This is a genomic window from Gemmatimonadota bacterium (genome assembly GCA_026706345.1).
Classification (GTDB): Bacteria; JAAXHH01; JAAXHH01; order JAAXHH01; family JAAXHH01; genus JAAXHH01.
In genome coordinates, this window is record JAPOYX010000018.1 from 1 (window position 1) to 13945 (window position 13945).

The 13945-nt window shown below is 62.4% G+C and carries 13 protein-coding genes; 4 read left to right on the top strand and 9 right to left on the bottom strand.

Annotation, left to right across the window (positions count from 1 at the left end):
* Nucleotides 1–228: hypothetical protein (locus OXG98_01740; protein ID MCY3770736.1), on the bottom strand; the 228-nt coding region annotated here is incomplete at its 3' end.
* 296 nt (nucleotides 229–524) lie between these two features.
* Nucleotides 525–1679, bottom strand: a complete 1155-nt coding sequence (locus OXG98_01745) for a sialidase family protein (protein MCY3770737.1) — start codon at nucleotides 1677–1679, stop codon at nucleotides 525–527.
* A gap of 191 nt (nucleotides 1680–1870) precedes the next feature.
* Between OXG98_01745 and OXG98_01750 the strand changes: the two genes are divergently transcribed.
* The 3 genes from OXG98_01750 to OXG98_01760 are packed head-to-tail and all read left to right on the top strand — an operon-like array spanning nucleotide 1871 to nucleotide 5189.
* Entirely contained in the window at nucleotides 1871–3052 is a 1182-nt protein-coding gene (locus OXG98_01750) for a molybdopterin-dependent oxidoreductase (protein ID MCY3770738.1), read from the top strand.
* 18 nt (nucleotides 3053–3070) lie between these two features.
* A complete protein-coding gene (locus tag OXG98_01755; GenBank protein MCY3770739.1) occupies nucleotides 3071–4189 on the top strand; it encodes an amidohydrolase family protein in 1119 nt (372 codons plus the stop codon).
* 13 nt (nucleotides 4190–4202) lie between these two features.
* A complete protein-coding gene (locus OXG98_01760; protein ID MCY3770740.1) occupies nucleotides 4203–5189 on the top strand; it encodes a mannonate dehydratase in 987 nt (328 codons plus the stop codon).
* A 79-nt stretch (nucleotides 5190–5268) separates the two neighbouring features.
* Here OXG98_01760 and OXG98_01765 read toward each other — a convergent pair whose 3' ends face one another.
* Nucleotides 5269–7116: a methyltransferase domain-containing protein gene (locus tag OXG98_01765; GenBank protein ID MCY3770741.1), complete on the bottom strand. Its 1848-nt coding sequence runs from the start codon at nucleotides 7114–7116 to the stop codon at nucleotides 5269–5271.
* A 228-nt stretch (nucleotides 7117–7344) separates the two neighbouring features.
* Between OXG98_01765 and OXG98_01770 the strand changes: the two genes are divergently transcribed.
* The gene (locus OXG98_01770) at nucleotides 7345–8142 is read left to right on the top strand and encodes a phytanoyl-CoA dioxygenase family protein (GenBank protein MCY3770742.1); all 798 of its coding nucleotides are present in this window, start codon (nucleotides 7345–7347) and stop codon (nucleotides 8140–8142) included.
* Between the two features lie 50 nt (nucleotides 8143–8192).
* Here OXG98_01770 and OXG98_01775 read toward each other — a convergent pair whose 3' ends face one another.
* The 6 genes from OXG98_01775 to OXG98_01800 form a co-directional block, all read right to left on the bottom strand.
* Nucleotides 8193–9383 (bottom strand): cupin domain-containing protein, encoded by a 1191-nt coding sequence (locus OXG98_01775; protein ID MCY3770743.1) that lies wholly within the window; start codon nucleotides 9381–9383, stop codon nucleotides 8193–8195.
* 13 nt (nucleotides 9384–9396) lie between these two features.
* Nucleotides 9397–10518, bottom strand: coding sequence for a mandelate racemase/muconate lactonizing enzyme family protein (locus OXG98_01780; protein MCY3770744.1), 1122 nt, complete (start codon nucleotides 10516–10518; stop codon nucleotides 9397–9399).
* An 88-nt stretch (nucleotides 10519–10606) separates the two neighbouring features.
* Nucleotides 10607–11410 carry a phytanoyl-CoA dioxygenase family protein gene (locus OXG98_01785; GenBank protein MCY3770745.1) on the bottom strand — a complete coding sequence of 268 codons (804 nt, stop codon included), beginning with the start codon at nucleotides 11408–11410 and terminating at the stop codon, nucleotides 10607–10609.
* Nucleotides 11411–11525: 115 nt separating this feature from the next.
* Nucleotides 11526–12341, bottom strand: coding sequence for a cupin domain-containing protein (locus tag OXG98_01790; protein ID MCY3770746.1), 816 nt, complete (start codon nucleotides 12339–12341; stop codon nucleotides 11526–11528).
* Nucleotides 12342–12447: 106 nt separating this feature from the next.
* Nucleotides 12448–13248, bottom strand: coding sequence for a phytanoyl-CoA dioxygenase family protein (locus tag OXG98_01795; protein ID MCY3770747.1), 801 nt, complete (start codon nucleotides 13246–13248; stop codon nucleotides 12448–12450).
* Nucleotides 13249–13260: 12 nt separating this feature from the next.
* Entirely contained in the window at nucleotides 13261–13623 is a 363-nt protein-coding gene (locus OXG98_01800) for a hypothetical protein (protein MCY3770748.1), read from the bottom strand.
* Nucleotides 13624–13945: the final 322 nt, after the last annotated feature.

The window sequence follows — 13945 nt, forward strand, 5'->3', positions numbered from 1 at the left end:
AGTTTTGTTGTCCACCTTGTAGACAAATACACACATCCACTGATTCCTTGCCCCGTGTGTATCGACTGCGCCACCTTTTTTCCTTGTGGTTTTTATCTCCACCCCCTGATCTCCAGCCTTTACCGAGTTTCCAGCATAAACTCCTTGAACTACCAGGTCTGGATGCCCATTGAAATAGTTGTTCTCCGTAAGTACGCGTGAGTGTTTGGCAAGACTTGCCGTTAGCATGTCAGACAGGACTCCGGACATGATGGCTGGTCGCAACATATCGTCAAGACGTTCCAGTCCCCGTGCTACTAGGTGTGAATTGACATCGTGAAAGAAATCGTAAACGTCCTGCATTGCTGACTCGAAATCCATCAGACGAAGTTGATAAGGAAGATCACGGTCAGTGTTGAATGCATCGCGTACAACTTCGTTTCGAATCTGGTTGATTGGAACACCTCCAGTGTGTTTTTCATAACACTAAAGTGAAGTTACCTGCCAGTAGCAAACCTATTAAGCCGTAATTTACGTTATCAACATTACAAATCAACCGGCCGCAGATCCAGGGCCAGATCGAGAAAGTCCTTCACCCGGTGGAGGGTGATCAGGTTGGTGTCGTGCTGGTTCCTGCCGCCGCGGGCAGTGCGGGCGACGACCAGGAGGTCGTTTCCGGAGATGACCTGCGAGGCGTAGCTGAAGGACTCCATCATGCGCGTGCTCATTGCCACGCAGCCGGCCTGGAACCAGTTGAGCGCGTCCGCGCTGTACATGAGCATCAGGATGCGCCGCTCGTTGCCCGGAGGACCACTGAATCCGATGCGCCGGAGGGGTTCCCGGTCCTGCCACGGATTGGTGGACAGGGTTACGGTGGTCCAGTACAGTCCGTCTTTTTCGTCGTGGACGATCTGGAACTTGCACTGGGCGCCCGGCATGGGGTGGAACTGGACGAACCGGTAGTCCAGGGTCTCTCCGTCGTCTTCGACCCGGCCGATGGAGGCCAGGCTCGACGTCGTGTGGCCGTCGACGATCGTACGCATGATCATCCGGATCTCGCCGTTCACCAGTACAATGTTGCCTTCCAGGAAACTGTCGGCCGGCACCTTGTCGGTCGCGCTTTCCGGGTACCTGCGTTGCGAGAGCACGTCGGGAATGCCGGGGAATCGAACGTGGTTGGACATGCGCCAGGATGCCGGATCCAGCAGGTCTTTCGAAAGGTCGCCGGCCACCACCAGGGACTTCCAGTCGAAGCGGCTTGGCGCGTCGCAGGTTTCGAAGGCGCGGTAGGCATGGCCGTTGTGGATCAATACCGGTGTCGGCGCGCAGTGGTGCCTGCCCTCGAATAGCGTGACGGGTCCCTCCCAGTTGGAGCCGCCGTCGCGGGATCGGCCGATGACGATATCCCGGCTCTTCCGGCGGTTGCCGATAAGGTAGGCGTCGTCTTCGTAAGACCAGATCGTCGCCCAAATGAAATCCAGGCGGGCCGTCAGGTTCCAGGTGGCGCCGTCGTCGTCGCTGACCAGCACTTCGGTCTGGTCCGGCACGGCTTCCTTGAGCGGGCTGGGGCGAAACCACTCGTAACTGGCCAGCAGGCGTCCGGAGCGCATCCGGGTAATCGAGGGCGAACCGGCGTACACGTTCTCCGGATCGGGCGATGAGGCCAGCACAAGGTAATTTTCGGATAGCACGCGGTTCATATATCAGGATTTCCGAGCGTTTGAACGGGACAAACGATTTTACCCGGAAGAGATGGTCTTGTCAACATTGCCCTTGATCTGTTCAGTCCACGCGATGTATCATAGAATCGATCACCGGATTCCCCATTACAATCGAACTGAAGAGACCGAATCGAATTGACTGAAGCCGGGTAGGCCGGGAGGATTCCAACATGGCCGGAAAAACCAACCTGTCCCGCAGAGACGTGCTGATCAAGGGAGGGATCGCGACAGCCGGTATGACGCTGCTGCCTTCCCACGTGCTGGCCCAAATAGCCCAGTTGGCTCGGGACGAAACGCCCGTGGACTGGATCGACGAGTTCGGGCCGCCGCGAAGCCCCGATTTCGTGCTGCTGGACTGGAACGGCCTGGAGTCGTGGATCACGCCCGTGGACCAGTTTTTCTCGGCCAGCCACTACCCGGAGCCGACCGTCGACGGAGATACCTACAGCCTCGAAATCGCGGGCGCGGTGAGACAGAAGCTCAACCTGAGCCTGGACGAGATCAAGTCCATGCCGCGCAGAGATCTGGATTTCACCCTCGAATGCTCCGGCAACCGGGGCGTTCCCGTCTTCCGCGGCGGCGTGTTCAACGCCCGGTGGACCGGCACGCCGCTGGCGCCGATCCTGGAGCGGGCGGGTATGTGGGACAATGGTATGGAGGTGGTCTTCTTCGGGCACGACGAAGGGGAGGAGGTCATCACGCCCCGCCGCAGCGAGCCGCTGACCATGAAGCAGAACTTCGCCCGTTCGCTCACCATGGCGCAGGCCATGGGCCCGGACATCCTGCTGTGCTACGAGGTAAACGGCCAGACGCTGCCGCCGAAGCACGGCTATCCCCTGCGCCTCATCGTACCCGGCTGGTATGGGATTACCCAGGTGAAGTGGTTGAAGCGCATCGAAGTACGCACCACCCGGTACATGGGGCGGTTCATCTCGCGGGATTACGTCACGATCCGCGAGGAGACCCATAACGGAGAGACGGTATGGCGCCAGGAGTCCGTGGGTAAGGGGCGCATCAACTCCGTCACGGCGCGGGTCACCCGCGTCGGTCCCCTGCACCGGATCTACGGCGCGGTCTGGGGCGAACCGCTCAGAGCGGTGCAGGTGCGCATCGACGACGGGCCCTGGCAGACGGCGGAGATCATCGAGGGAGAGGACGCCGAGTACGCCTGGAAATTCTGGCGCCTGGACTGGGACCGCCCGTCCCCTGGCGAACATACGATCACGTCACGGGGCGTGACGACGGCCGGCACGGTTCAGCCGGCGCCGGACGACCCCTACCTTGCCGGCAAGAAGACCTACTGGGAGAGCAACGGCCAGGTAACCCGGACGATTCGGACCTTCGAAAGCTAGGGAACCGCTTCCCGATCCATGATCATCGATTCCCACGCGTACTGCTTTCCGCCGGGTGACGCGAAGGCCGGATATTCCGACGCCCGGGACCACCTCCGGTGGATGCAGGCCGAGCACGCGGTCCATCACCAGCCGGCCTGGCGGGTCCGGGACCGGGCCCCCGCCTCGTCGGAGGTGATCGCGCCAGAAGCACCCGGCGATTGGTCCACGCTCCCCGAAGTGGACTTCCGGGTCGATCGCACCTATGGACGCGTGGTGTGGACAATCGACGGCGAAGACTACACCAAGCAGTTCTACCCGCCCCACTTGCGCAACCTCGAATACACCCCCGACGGCCTGATCGCCGAGATGGACTATGCGGGCGTGGACGTCGCCCTGCTCCATACCAATCCCATGCTGGGCCGCGACAGCGCGTTTCAGGCCGCGTGTGTCGAAGCCTTCCCCGGCCGCCTGTATTCCATGGCGCCCGTGGAGGAATGGCGTATCGCCGAAGAATCGGACGCGGTGATCGAGGAAGTAGACCAGGCCGTGCGCGTCCACGGCCTGCACGCCGTCAAGTTCAACGCCCCGCTGGCGTACCGCGGGAGCGGGCAGCCGTGGAGCAGCGGTGTCTACCGGCCATTCTGGGACGCCGTGACCGCGTTAAACGTCCCGGTTTTCTTCACCTCGGGCGCCGGACCGGTGCTCGGCTATCATGCCGACCTCACCCGGGGGTACCTCGACGAACTCGGCGTGCTCATGGACTGGATGGACCGCTACCCGGACACGGTCTGCAGCATCACCCACGGTTTTCCGTGGCGCATGTTTGTCGACGCCGACCGTCTTATCCTGCCGGATGGCCTGTGGAGACCCTTCGAAAACCCCAACCTCAGCCTGGAAGTATGCTTTCCCGTGCGGATCGGCGATATGTTCGACTATCCTTACCGCGAGGCCTGGCCGGCGTTGGAAGAGATGGTCGATCGGATCGGCGCCGACAGGTTGTTGTGGGGCACGGACATGCCCTTCCAGAACCGGTTCTGCACCTACCGCCAGTCCCGGTACTGGATCGAGAAGTACGCCGGTTTTCTCAGCGAGGCGGACCTGGCCGCGATCATGGGCGGCACGGCCGCGCGTATTCTGAACATCAAGTTTACATAACCCGGAGGACCCAATGCACGTAGGCACCCAGCAGTTCAGCACGGCGGACGAAGACCTGGAATACCTGGCCCGCCATGGCGTCTTCAACAAGAGCGAACTCAACATCACCTTCCACCGCGAGTACGGCTGGGACGTGGAGGAACTGGCGGCCAAGAAGGAAAAGTGCGCCCGGTTCGGGATCGAAATGGAAATGGTGGCCCTGCCCATCGCCGACCTGAACGTGGACAGCGGCCAAGTGCCCAATTACATGCTGGGAAAATACGACGAAGGCGATAAGGAAATCGAACTGGTCTGCAACATGGTGCGCCAGGCCTCGGAAGCGGGCATCCCCGCAATCAAATACTACCTGTGCGAGATGGAGAACCAGCGCACCGAGAGCGATCCGCCCGGCCGCGGGGGGTCGATCTACAGCACCTGGGACCTGGAGAAGGCGAAGGACCGGCCGCCCAGGTACGACGAGCCCGTGACGGCCGAGATGAACTGGGCCCGCATCACCTACTTCCTGGAACGGGTGATCCCCGTGGCCACCGAATGCAAGGTCCGCATGGCCTGCCATCCCTGCGATCCATGGCTGCCGCCCGGATACCGATGCGTGGACCGCGTGCTCGGCGGTTTCGATGGGTTCAAGCAGTTCATCGAGATCTGCCCCAGTCCCTATCACGGCGTCAACCTCTGCCTGGGCTGCATGGCGGAGAGTTCCCTCGAGCCCCTCAAGGAGGTGCCGGACATCATCCGCTACCTCGGCTCGCGCAACAAGATCTTCCTCTGCCACTTCCGCAACATCGTGGGCGGGCGGAACAAGTTCCAGGAGGTCTGGCCCGACGAGGGCGTGATGAACATGCACCGCAACATGCAGGCCCTCAAGGAGGTCGGCTACCCACACATGTGCGTGCCCGACCACGCGCCGGGGCATAAGGACCCGGACAGCTACCGGCAGGCCTTCGCCTACGAGTTCGGCTACATCCAGGCGATGATCCAGGCCGTGATGGATGGGGGGTAGAGTGGTGTTTGGCCCGGCTCGGACAATCGACCGGCGGTAAGCCAAAGAGCAAGGCGGTCCGGTCTTTGCCATGCCGCGGTCAGGTCGGCCACTCGATCAGTTGCTGGTCCTGTTTCAGGCGCGCGCGCTGGTGCTGAGCAGCGGTGAAGATGTCTTCCAATCTGGGTGTGTCGATATCGAGCCCCGGCAGGGAGTACCGCGCTTCCATGAAAAACCGGTCCTCCTGCGGCGATTGAAGCCATGCGTGCCGCCACCATTCCAGCATGCGGTCTCGAGCGTCGGCCATGGCGCTGGAGGAGGGCAGCCGGTCGCTCTTCTTGAGGTTGATGTTGCCGCGGGCCGGCATCAGGTTCCAGAGATCATTGTTGCGCCAGCGCGCCCACGGAAAACAGTGGTCGATGTGCGGATCAGTTCGAATACGCGCCGCGGACCATACGCAGGTGAGCGCGAATCCGTCATCGCGCAACTGCATCGCCCTTTCGAGGGCGATGCTGGTGTCGTATCGGCTTTCGGACCATTCGAACGGATCCTTCGTCGCCTTATCGGCTCCGGATTCCCGGACCATTGCGGCGGATGGGCCGGTATTGGCCGCCCACCGCGCAGCACTGCGCAGATTTGCCGGCCCCTCCCACTTCGAAGTCAGCTGCCGCCATTCTCCTACGATGACCGGATCCAGCCAGCAGGCGAACTGACCGAGCGCCTGCCATAGCAATGCGGGAATCCTGAAGCGGCCGAACTGAGTAAGGTATTCGCGAGACAGGACGATGGGCCGGCCGGTCATTCTCGTACTGGAAAAACCGGATTCGAACAACTGCCGGTTGCCGGAAGCGGGGTACGTGATGTAGCGTACCGGCATCCGCTCGATATTCTCGCAGGCGTCGTTTATGGCGCGAGTAAGGATGACGGCCCGGTCCGAGTCAAACCTGGCGCCCAGCCGAAGGTCGGAAGGCGAGACGTTCCGCAGGCGGTAGAACGCTTTCCCTGCCCAGCCATATCCGCCCGGTCCCGAAGGGCGTTGAGGCAGTCGATGATGCAGGACCAGGGACAGATATTGCTTCAGCCAGTACAGACCGACGGCACCGAACGGGATTTCAACGTAGTCGTCCGTCCGATTGATGACCAGCCCCGGCGCCGTCTCGGCGAGTCGCACCAGGGTCCGAAGCAGTCCCAGCTTGTAGGTCGAAGATTTATTGTCGTTCACGATCACGTGACGCAGCAGCGGCAGGCTGCCGGTGCCATCGTCCGGCATGGCGAAGACCAGCGATTCCCAGTGTATGCCTGGGCGCGTCAGGTCCGGCTGCGTCGAGTGGCCGCGCAGCGCGATGGCTCGCCGGTTGGCAAATCCGATAAGTTCCTCTGCCGAAGTGTCATAGAACCCCCGGGCAGCGTTTTCTGCGGCGTCTCCGCCACGTCGCAGCGAAATCACCAGCAGCCCGGATGGATTGAGGAGTTCGGAAAGTATGCGGAATGCCCGTTCCCGGACTCCCGGCGCCACGTGCATCCACACGGCGCTCAGTAGAATCAGGTCGAACCGCCGACCGAGCGCACGCAGAACCCGCAGGTCCGGTAGCGCGTCGTTCATCCAGACCACTCGTGGATGGGAGCGTTCCGCGGCGAGGTTCCGCAACGCGCTCGGTTCTACCGCCACGACTTCCCAACCCCTGGCCGCAAGCCAGTTGGCATCACGTCCCGAACCAGCGCCGATGTCGCAGGCGAATCCGGGTTCTTCACGCAGGTGCGCCGGCGCCCAGTCTGCATGAACGTTGGCAGGGTCTACCCCGTCATACTGGGTGACGAGGGCGTCGGCGTTGAGGTCGTAGTAGCTGGTGCTGCTCATGCGGATTGCCAGGACCGTTGCGGATAGCCAGGCCTGTCGCGTGTTGCCAGGATAGGCGTGGTTGGACTTTTTGGCGTTTCCCCGCTTCATGCGGGCGGGAATTCATCCTTGCCGGGAACCCTGCACGCGCACGGTACACTCGCGGGAAAACGGTTGAAAATCCCATGTCGAAGCCATAATCTATGATCATGCCATGATAGTCGTAAGGCGCGTGATGTCAAGCAATCCAACGCGCCTGCCAATGTGCCTGCCAACCGCGACTGCCGCCAGTGATTGCCTGATGTGTCCTGTGTACGTACCAGCCGACAGGAGATAACCGTGATTTCCAAACGCATACTTCCAGGCGAGCGTCTCGACGACGCCGGAATGGAAGCGATTCTCGAGGATTTCCACCGGGACGGCTACGCCCTCATCCCCGGGGTGCTTACCCGGGATGAAATCGACGCGCTCCGCGAAGTCACGGACCGCTGTTTCAACGATCCTGTGCTCGCGGGTACCGATTACGTAAGCGGGCGGGGGGACGGTTTCGTACTGCGGAACACGCTGGAACTGGACGCGGTGTTCGTGGACATGCTGATCCGGGAACCGATCCTGAGTCTGGCCGAGGCGGTCGTTGGAGAGGACTGCAAGTTCTGTGGACAGAACGTGATCCGGAACGCGCCTGGCCAGGCGATCGATCGATGGCACGTGGACGACCGGGTGGAGTTTCCGCTGCCGGACGACGTGCCGTGCCACGACCCCCGCATCCGCATGCCGGTGCAGTGGTTCACGATTCAGATGGCCCTGACCGATATCGACACGGTCGAGGACGGCCCGACGCAGTTCGTTCCCGGCAGCCAGTATTCGGGCAGAGATCCCAACAGCCAGGAGAACCCCGAGTTCGAGGGGCGCGGTCCAGTTTCAGCCTTCTGCAAGGCGGGAGACGTCTACCTGCAGAACAACCAGTGCTGGCACCGCGGGGCGCCGGTCACGTCCAACCGCATGCGCTACGTTTTTCAGTCCCAGTATGCCGCCCACTGGGCCCACAGGCGGTTTTCCGAGTACAACCACGTGCCCGTGCCGCCCACGGTGCTCAGCCGGGCGTCCGGCCGGTTGCGCGGGGTGCTGGGCGTGTGACGTAGCGAACTCCGGTCCAGCCCCGACATCGACCGGGTATGCTTAGTGGCTTAGTGCACGATGGTCTCGAACCGCGCGGGCAGCGCCACCTCGAGGAGCTCGAGGTCGGCCGAGCGGTCCGTGAGGGATGTTTTTGTGTGCGGCGGAATGACGTAGGCGTCCCCCGCCTCCAGCCGGTGCGCGCCCTGGCTTTCCCCGTTCAGCGTGACTTCCCCTTCCATGACGAAGGTGAAGAGGATGTCGCCCGTGTGGCTCGTGACCTGCTCGCCGCCGCTATCTCCCGCACCGTCGCTCCTCGCACCGCCGCTCCTCACGCCGTCGGTTGAACGGTCGTTCGCGCCACCGGTCACCCGGGCGACCTGCACCGAGGCCACACCGCCCGTTGCTTCTCCGATGCCCGTTTCCCTCGCCTCGAATCCCGCCAGTCTCCACGGTTCCCACACCGCGTCCTTGAGCTGGTGACGGCAGAACGTCTGCCCGCCGAAAACGCGATCGGGATTCAACACCTGGGTCGGCAACTCGACCTCGTGATCGATGGTGGTCACGTGGTCGGCCGGTACGCCGATCTCGATGACCTGCAGGTTCTCGGACGATTCGAGCACCCGGTGCCGGATCTCCGGGGGCTGAATGACGCAGTCGCCGGCCTTCAGCATGAAGGGCGGGCCCTGGTCCTCGTAGACTAGTTTCACCTCGCCCCGGTAACAGAAGATCAACTGGAATCCCACAGTGTGGTAGTGCACGACGTCGGGAACCGGTCCGGCGTCGGGTATCCGGATGTGGGAGGCGATGATGCTCCCACCGAGGCGGCCGGGCACCAGGTCGCGGTAGTGCATGCCGGCTCGGCCGATCACCCAGGGCGTGTTGTCCTTGAGGCGCCGTACGAGAAAGGCATGTTCCGTCGGCGGGATCTCAAGCGGCGGATCGGCCTGTACGATCTCGACCCGGGTTCCGTTCGGCGCGGTGAGTTCGGTCTGTCCGCCGGCCAGGACGGCCGGATCGCGGCACAGGATCCGTAACGTGCCCGGCGGTTCGGACGCATCCTGCTCCAGGCGGATGGTGAGTCCGTGGCCGGAGAGCACCGAGACCGTCGGGTAGTCGGCCGGATAGATCTTGTCCATGCGGAACCCGAGGGTTTTCATGAAGAAGGCCAGGTCCGCGGTCAGGTCCGCGGTCGGCAACCGGATCTCGGCGCTCTGGATGTTGTCCGCCCGGTTAGTCTGTTTGTCGTCGTGCAGTTGCATATCGCCGGCTCCCTTAACCTTCGAAACGGTACTTCTCGACGACGTCCATGTTCAACTCCGTCCCCAGCCCGGGTTTCTCGGGGAGCCGGAAGTAGCCGCTTTCCACGACCGGCGGATCGGTCAGCAGGTCGTCGCGCCATGGGGCGTCCCACTTTTCGTCCACGAATTCGAGTACCAGGGCGTTGGGGATGTTGGCCATGACGTGCAGGCTCGCTGTCGTCGACAGTGCGCTGTTCGGATTGTGGGGCGAGACCTGCATGTAGTAGCTCTCGGCCATGGCGGCGATCTTCTTGGTCTCCATGATGCCGCCCGTGCGCACCACGTCGGGCATGATCATGTCCACCGCCTGGGCGGCGATCAGGTCCCGGAAGCCGAAGCGCGTGTACCGGCGCTCGCCCACGCACACGGGCACGTTGACGGACGCGGTCACTTTGGCCAGGGCGTCGATGTTCTCCGGGTGGACCGGCTCCTCGTAGAACAGCAGGCCGATTTCCTCCAGCCGGTTGCCGATGCGGATCGCGGCGCTCGTGGTGTACCGGCATCCCACGTCGGTGCAGATGTCCACCTCGTCGCCCACGGCCTCGCGGCACCGGCGCATGTGTTCCAGGGCGAGCTTCTCTTCCTTTAGCGTGATGGAGCGGGGCGAATCGATGCGTTCCCCTCTGACCAGCGGGTCGCCGGGGAAGTACGCCTTGATGGCGGTAACGCCCTTGGCGGCCAGCTCAGCGCATTCCTCCGGGTTGGACGCGTGGCTGTAGAACCGGATGCGGTCACGGCACGGTCCGCCGATGAGGTTGTAGATGGGCTGCCCGGTGACCTTGCCCACGATGTCCCACAGGGCGATCTCGATTCCGCTGACGGCCGCGATGACCGTGCCGGTCTGCCCGATCTGCTCCAGGGCATAGTACATGCGGTGGTACAGGTACTCAATGTGGAAGGGGTCCTCGCCGACGATGAGCTTGGCCAGTTCCTCCACGGCTTGGGCGATGATCGTGCCGCCCGGCCAGTTCGTGGCGTCCCCCAGACCCACGACGCCCTCGTCGGTATAGACCTGGACGAAGATCCACGGCGAGCCGATGTCCGTCGATTTGCGCCAGGACTCCACCAGGTGCACTTTCACATCGGTGATTTTCACGGATCTCCTCCGGCCGACATCTCGACCGCTTGTTTTCCCACAGCCATTCGGACCTCGGTGGGTGGGCCGGGTGCTCACCAGTATGCGTTCAGTCCCGCCGCAGGTGACTGAACTCCGGTTTAGGCCCACCTTCTTCCCGGTCCCACTGCCAGAGTTCCGTATACGGCGACTGGGCCTGAAATCCGAAGATGACCGGTCCGTCTTCGCCCGCCCGTTCCAGCACGTCGGGTTTCACCACGCGGGCCATTTCGTACTCGCACTTGGTCCAGCGCCTCCGCCACGGACTCAACACCGCGTAGCGCGTTTCATCGGTCCGGTTCTTCGTCGTGCCGTGCCAGGTGTTCACATCGAAGAGCACCAGCGATCCCTCCGGGGCGACGGCGGTCCGGGCGTTGTCGTAGGCCGAGTCGGGTACGTCCAGATACTCGTAACGGTGGCTTCCCGGGACGAATTCGGTGGCGCCGTTGGTTTCGGTGAAGGGGCTCAGGCAGAAGATCGTGTTCAAGGCGATCGAATGGCTCGTGATCCGCCGCCCCTCGTCGGCATCCGGCATGGATGCGTCCCGGTTGTGACCGGTGATGCCGCTGTCGGAATGCAGGCCGCGGCCGCCCTCACCGGGCATCACAACCGACCCGTACACGGCGCTCAGGAGCGCGTCGGTACCGAGAAAGTGTCGGATCAGCCGCAGGTGATCGGGTAACTGGTAGAACCGCTCGAATACCCGTGCCTTGTTGAAGAGCCACTCGAAACTTCCCCGTTCCCGATCGGGATAACGGGTTTCCAGCTCCTTACGCGCTTCGGCGCACTCCTCCGAGGTCAACTGGTCCGTCAGGATGGTGTATCCTTCGACCTTCATGTCCAGCACATGGGCTTGAAAGGATTTCTCTGTCATGGTTTGAGTTCGGCTTTCATAGGATGTTTCATGGATTAGTGCCCGGCCCTTGCCGTCTACTCAAACTTACCGTCCGGCCAGGTCGCCGCCCGGCTGGTCGATCATCGCAGGCCGATCAGCGCCCGGTCAGGTCGTCGCCCAGGTCGGTCGCGTCCACCTTGCCCTTTTCCAGGCTCACGCCTACGACGAAGAGCTCGAGGTCCTCGTCCGTGTGGTTGTAGATACCATGGGCGCTCCCGATCATGTTGGGGACGGCGTCCCCACGTTCGACCTCCTCAGTCTCGTCGTTCACGGTGATCCGGCCCCGGCCGTCCATGATTATATAGGCTTCCTCCACGAGATCGTGCCGGTGGTAGCCTACGGAAGTGCCCGGCGGCAGCAGGATGTGGCAGAGATACTCGAAATTGGTCTGGAAGTCCCGGCTTCCCCAGATCTGCCGGTACAGCACCTCGCCGCAGCCCCCGTGGTGCCGGCGCGGCTTAAGCAGGGAACGGTCGAACCGGCCGATGGGCAGGCGGTCGGTGGATTCCAGCTCGACCCCGATACGCGGGTCGTTGAAATCCTCGTGCTTCGGTTCGCGGACCGTATCCACGCAGTGGAAATTGAAGAACCAGGTGTCCCGGTCCGTGTGGTTGTATATACCGTGAGACTCGCCCGAGCGCAGGGGCACCGCGGCGCCGCCCACGACTTCAGCCGTGCGGCCGTTGTGGGTGAATTGCGCGGCGTTGTCGATAGTGACGAAGATCTCTTCCGCGTAGGTGTGGCTGTGTTGGCCGATGCCGCTGCCGGGCGGGAAGATCACCGAGTGAATGAACGTCCAGGGCGATTGGAAGTCCCGTTCGCTGAAACCGGGGTTGAAGTAGCTTGCCGCGGCGCCGCCGTGGCTGACGCCCAGGTGCATCTCTTCACGCCTGGTATGGGTTATCCGCATGTGGTCCGCTCCGGACACCCGAAGATGTCCTCACCCGTGGGGGACGTCAGTACGAACTTCCGAGGGCGACGACTTTCAAGGGCATCAACCCCAAAGGGCAACAACCTCAAAGCGCGACTTCCTCGACGGGCTGCGTACCGGTCTCGTAGGACGGTCGCCACCGGTCGTGGACCATGGACTCATCCTCGCTCAGCCCACACAGCCAGTTCCAGGTGTGGATGCGGCGCCTCAGGTCCCGGTAGGATTCCACCCCGCTGGTGTAAGGCGCGGCCGGACGATCGCGATACTCGGGGATTTCATCCGAATCGATCAACCAGTCGCGCCGGGGCGGCCCGTTGCGGAAGTAGGAGAACTTGATCATGCTGCGGGGCTTGTGATTGAGCTTTGGGCCGGCCCGGTGCCAGATGCCGTAACGGGTAATGGCCACAGTGCCGGCTTTCACGACGAGCGAAAGCTGGCCCATTAGATCGCCGTAGTGGGCCAGGGCGTCGCGGTTGACCGCCCGGCAGTGAGAACCGGGCAGGATCATGGTCGGTCCGTCTTCGATATTCACGTCCTGGGGATAATAGTAGCACTGGAGTTCGTTGAACTCGTAGCCCAGGCCGGATATGCCGTCCGAGTGCCAGTCCTGTCCCGCGACCGGCTGGTCTATGAGATGGTGATGGCCTCCCGTGGGCATCAGGAAGTTGGGACCGAGCAGCGAACGGATCACGCCGGCCAACCGGGGATGGAGCAGGACCTCGCGGATGAAATCGGGCGATCCGACCGTTTCCTTTGCGGGGCCTTGCTTGATGTCGCGGCACCGCTCGTTGAAATCGGCATCCACCATCTCGTCGAGCACCACGTATCCATTGGCTACAAAATCCATCACGTCGTCATCGGTCATCGTCGGTCTGATCTCCGCCATGGCAGCGCCTCCTCAGTTCCACTTCTCGAGTATGAAATCGAAACCCACGTAGTCGTTTTCAAGGTCTTTGTATTCGTAAAGCTTATGGATGGGGTACTGCACCACGCGCCACCCGTCGGCGATGGCCTCCAGCACGGACTCGTAGGGAGGTTCGTCGCCCGGCAGCTTAAGTTCCGGTCCCTCGCCCGGAACGAACACCGCCCAGCCTACGATTCCGGATCGCATGTTGATCGACCGTGCCGTCAGGTACATGATCTTCGGACGGGACGGGTTTTCCAGGAGTGCTTCCAGCTGATCCAGGTCCCCGCCATTCAGCCCCTTGCCCTCCAGTTTCTTCCTGCTTTCGGCGATCCACTGCTTAATTTCCGATTGCATTCGCAAGGTACCTTTCACCGCGTCTTCGCGCGGGGAACACAGATGAAATAGGTGAGGAGTATGGATGACTGATGATTGGGCCTATACCCTGGCTCTTGCAATGGTATACGGGTTACGTGTACCGTGTCAAGCAGGATCGAACGTTCTGAATCGATGCGGTTCGGCCATGAAAGCCACAGGTCTTGACAGCATCCGGCACGCCGCTTAAGTTCACGCCTATGTCCAATGCCCACCCTCTGAATGCCCAGCAGGTCGCCCACTTCAAGTACTGCGGGGCAGCGGGAGGCCCTCGCCGGCATGAATCTGTAAGCAGGTCGCCCCG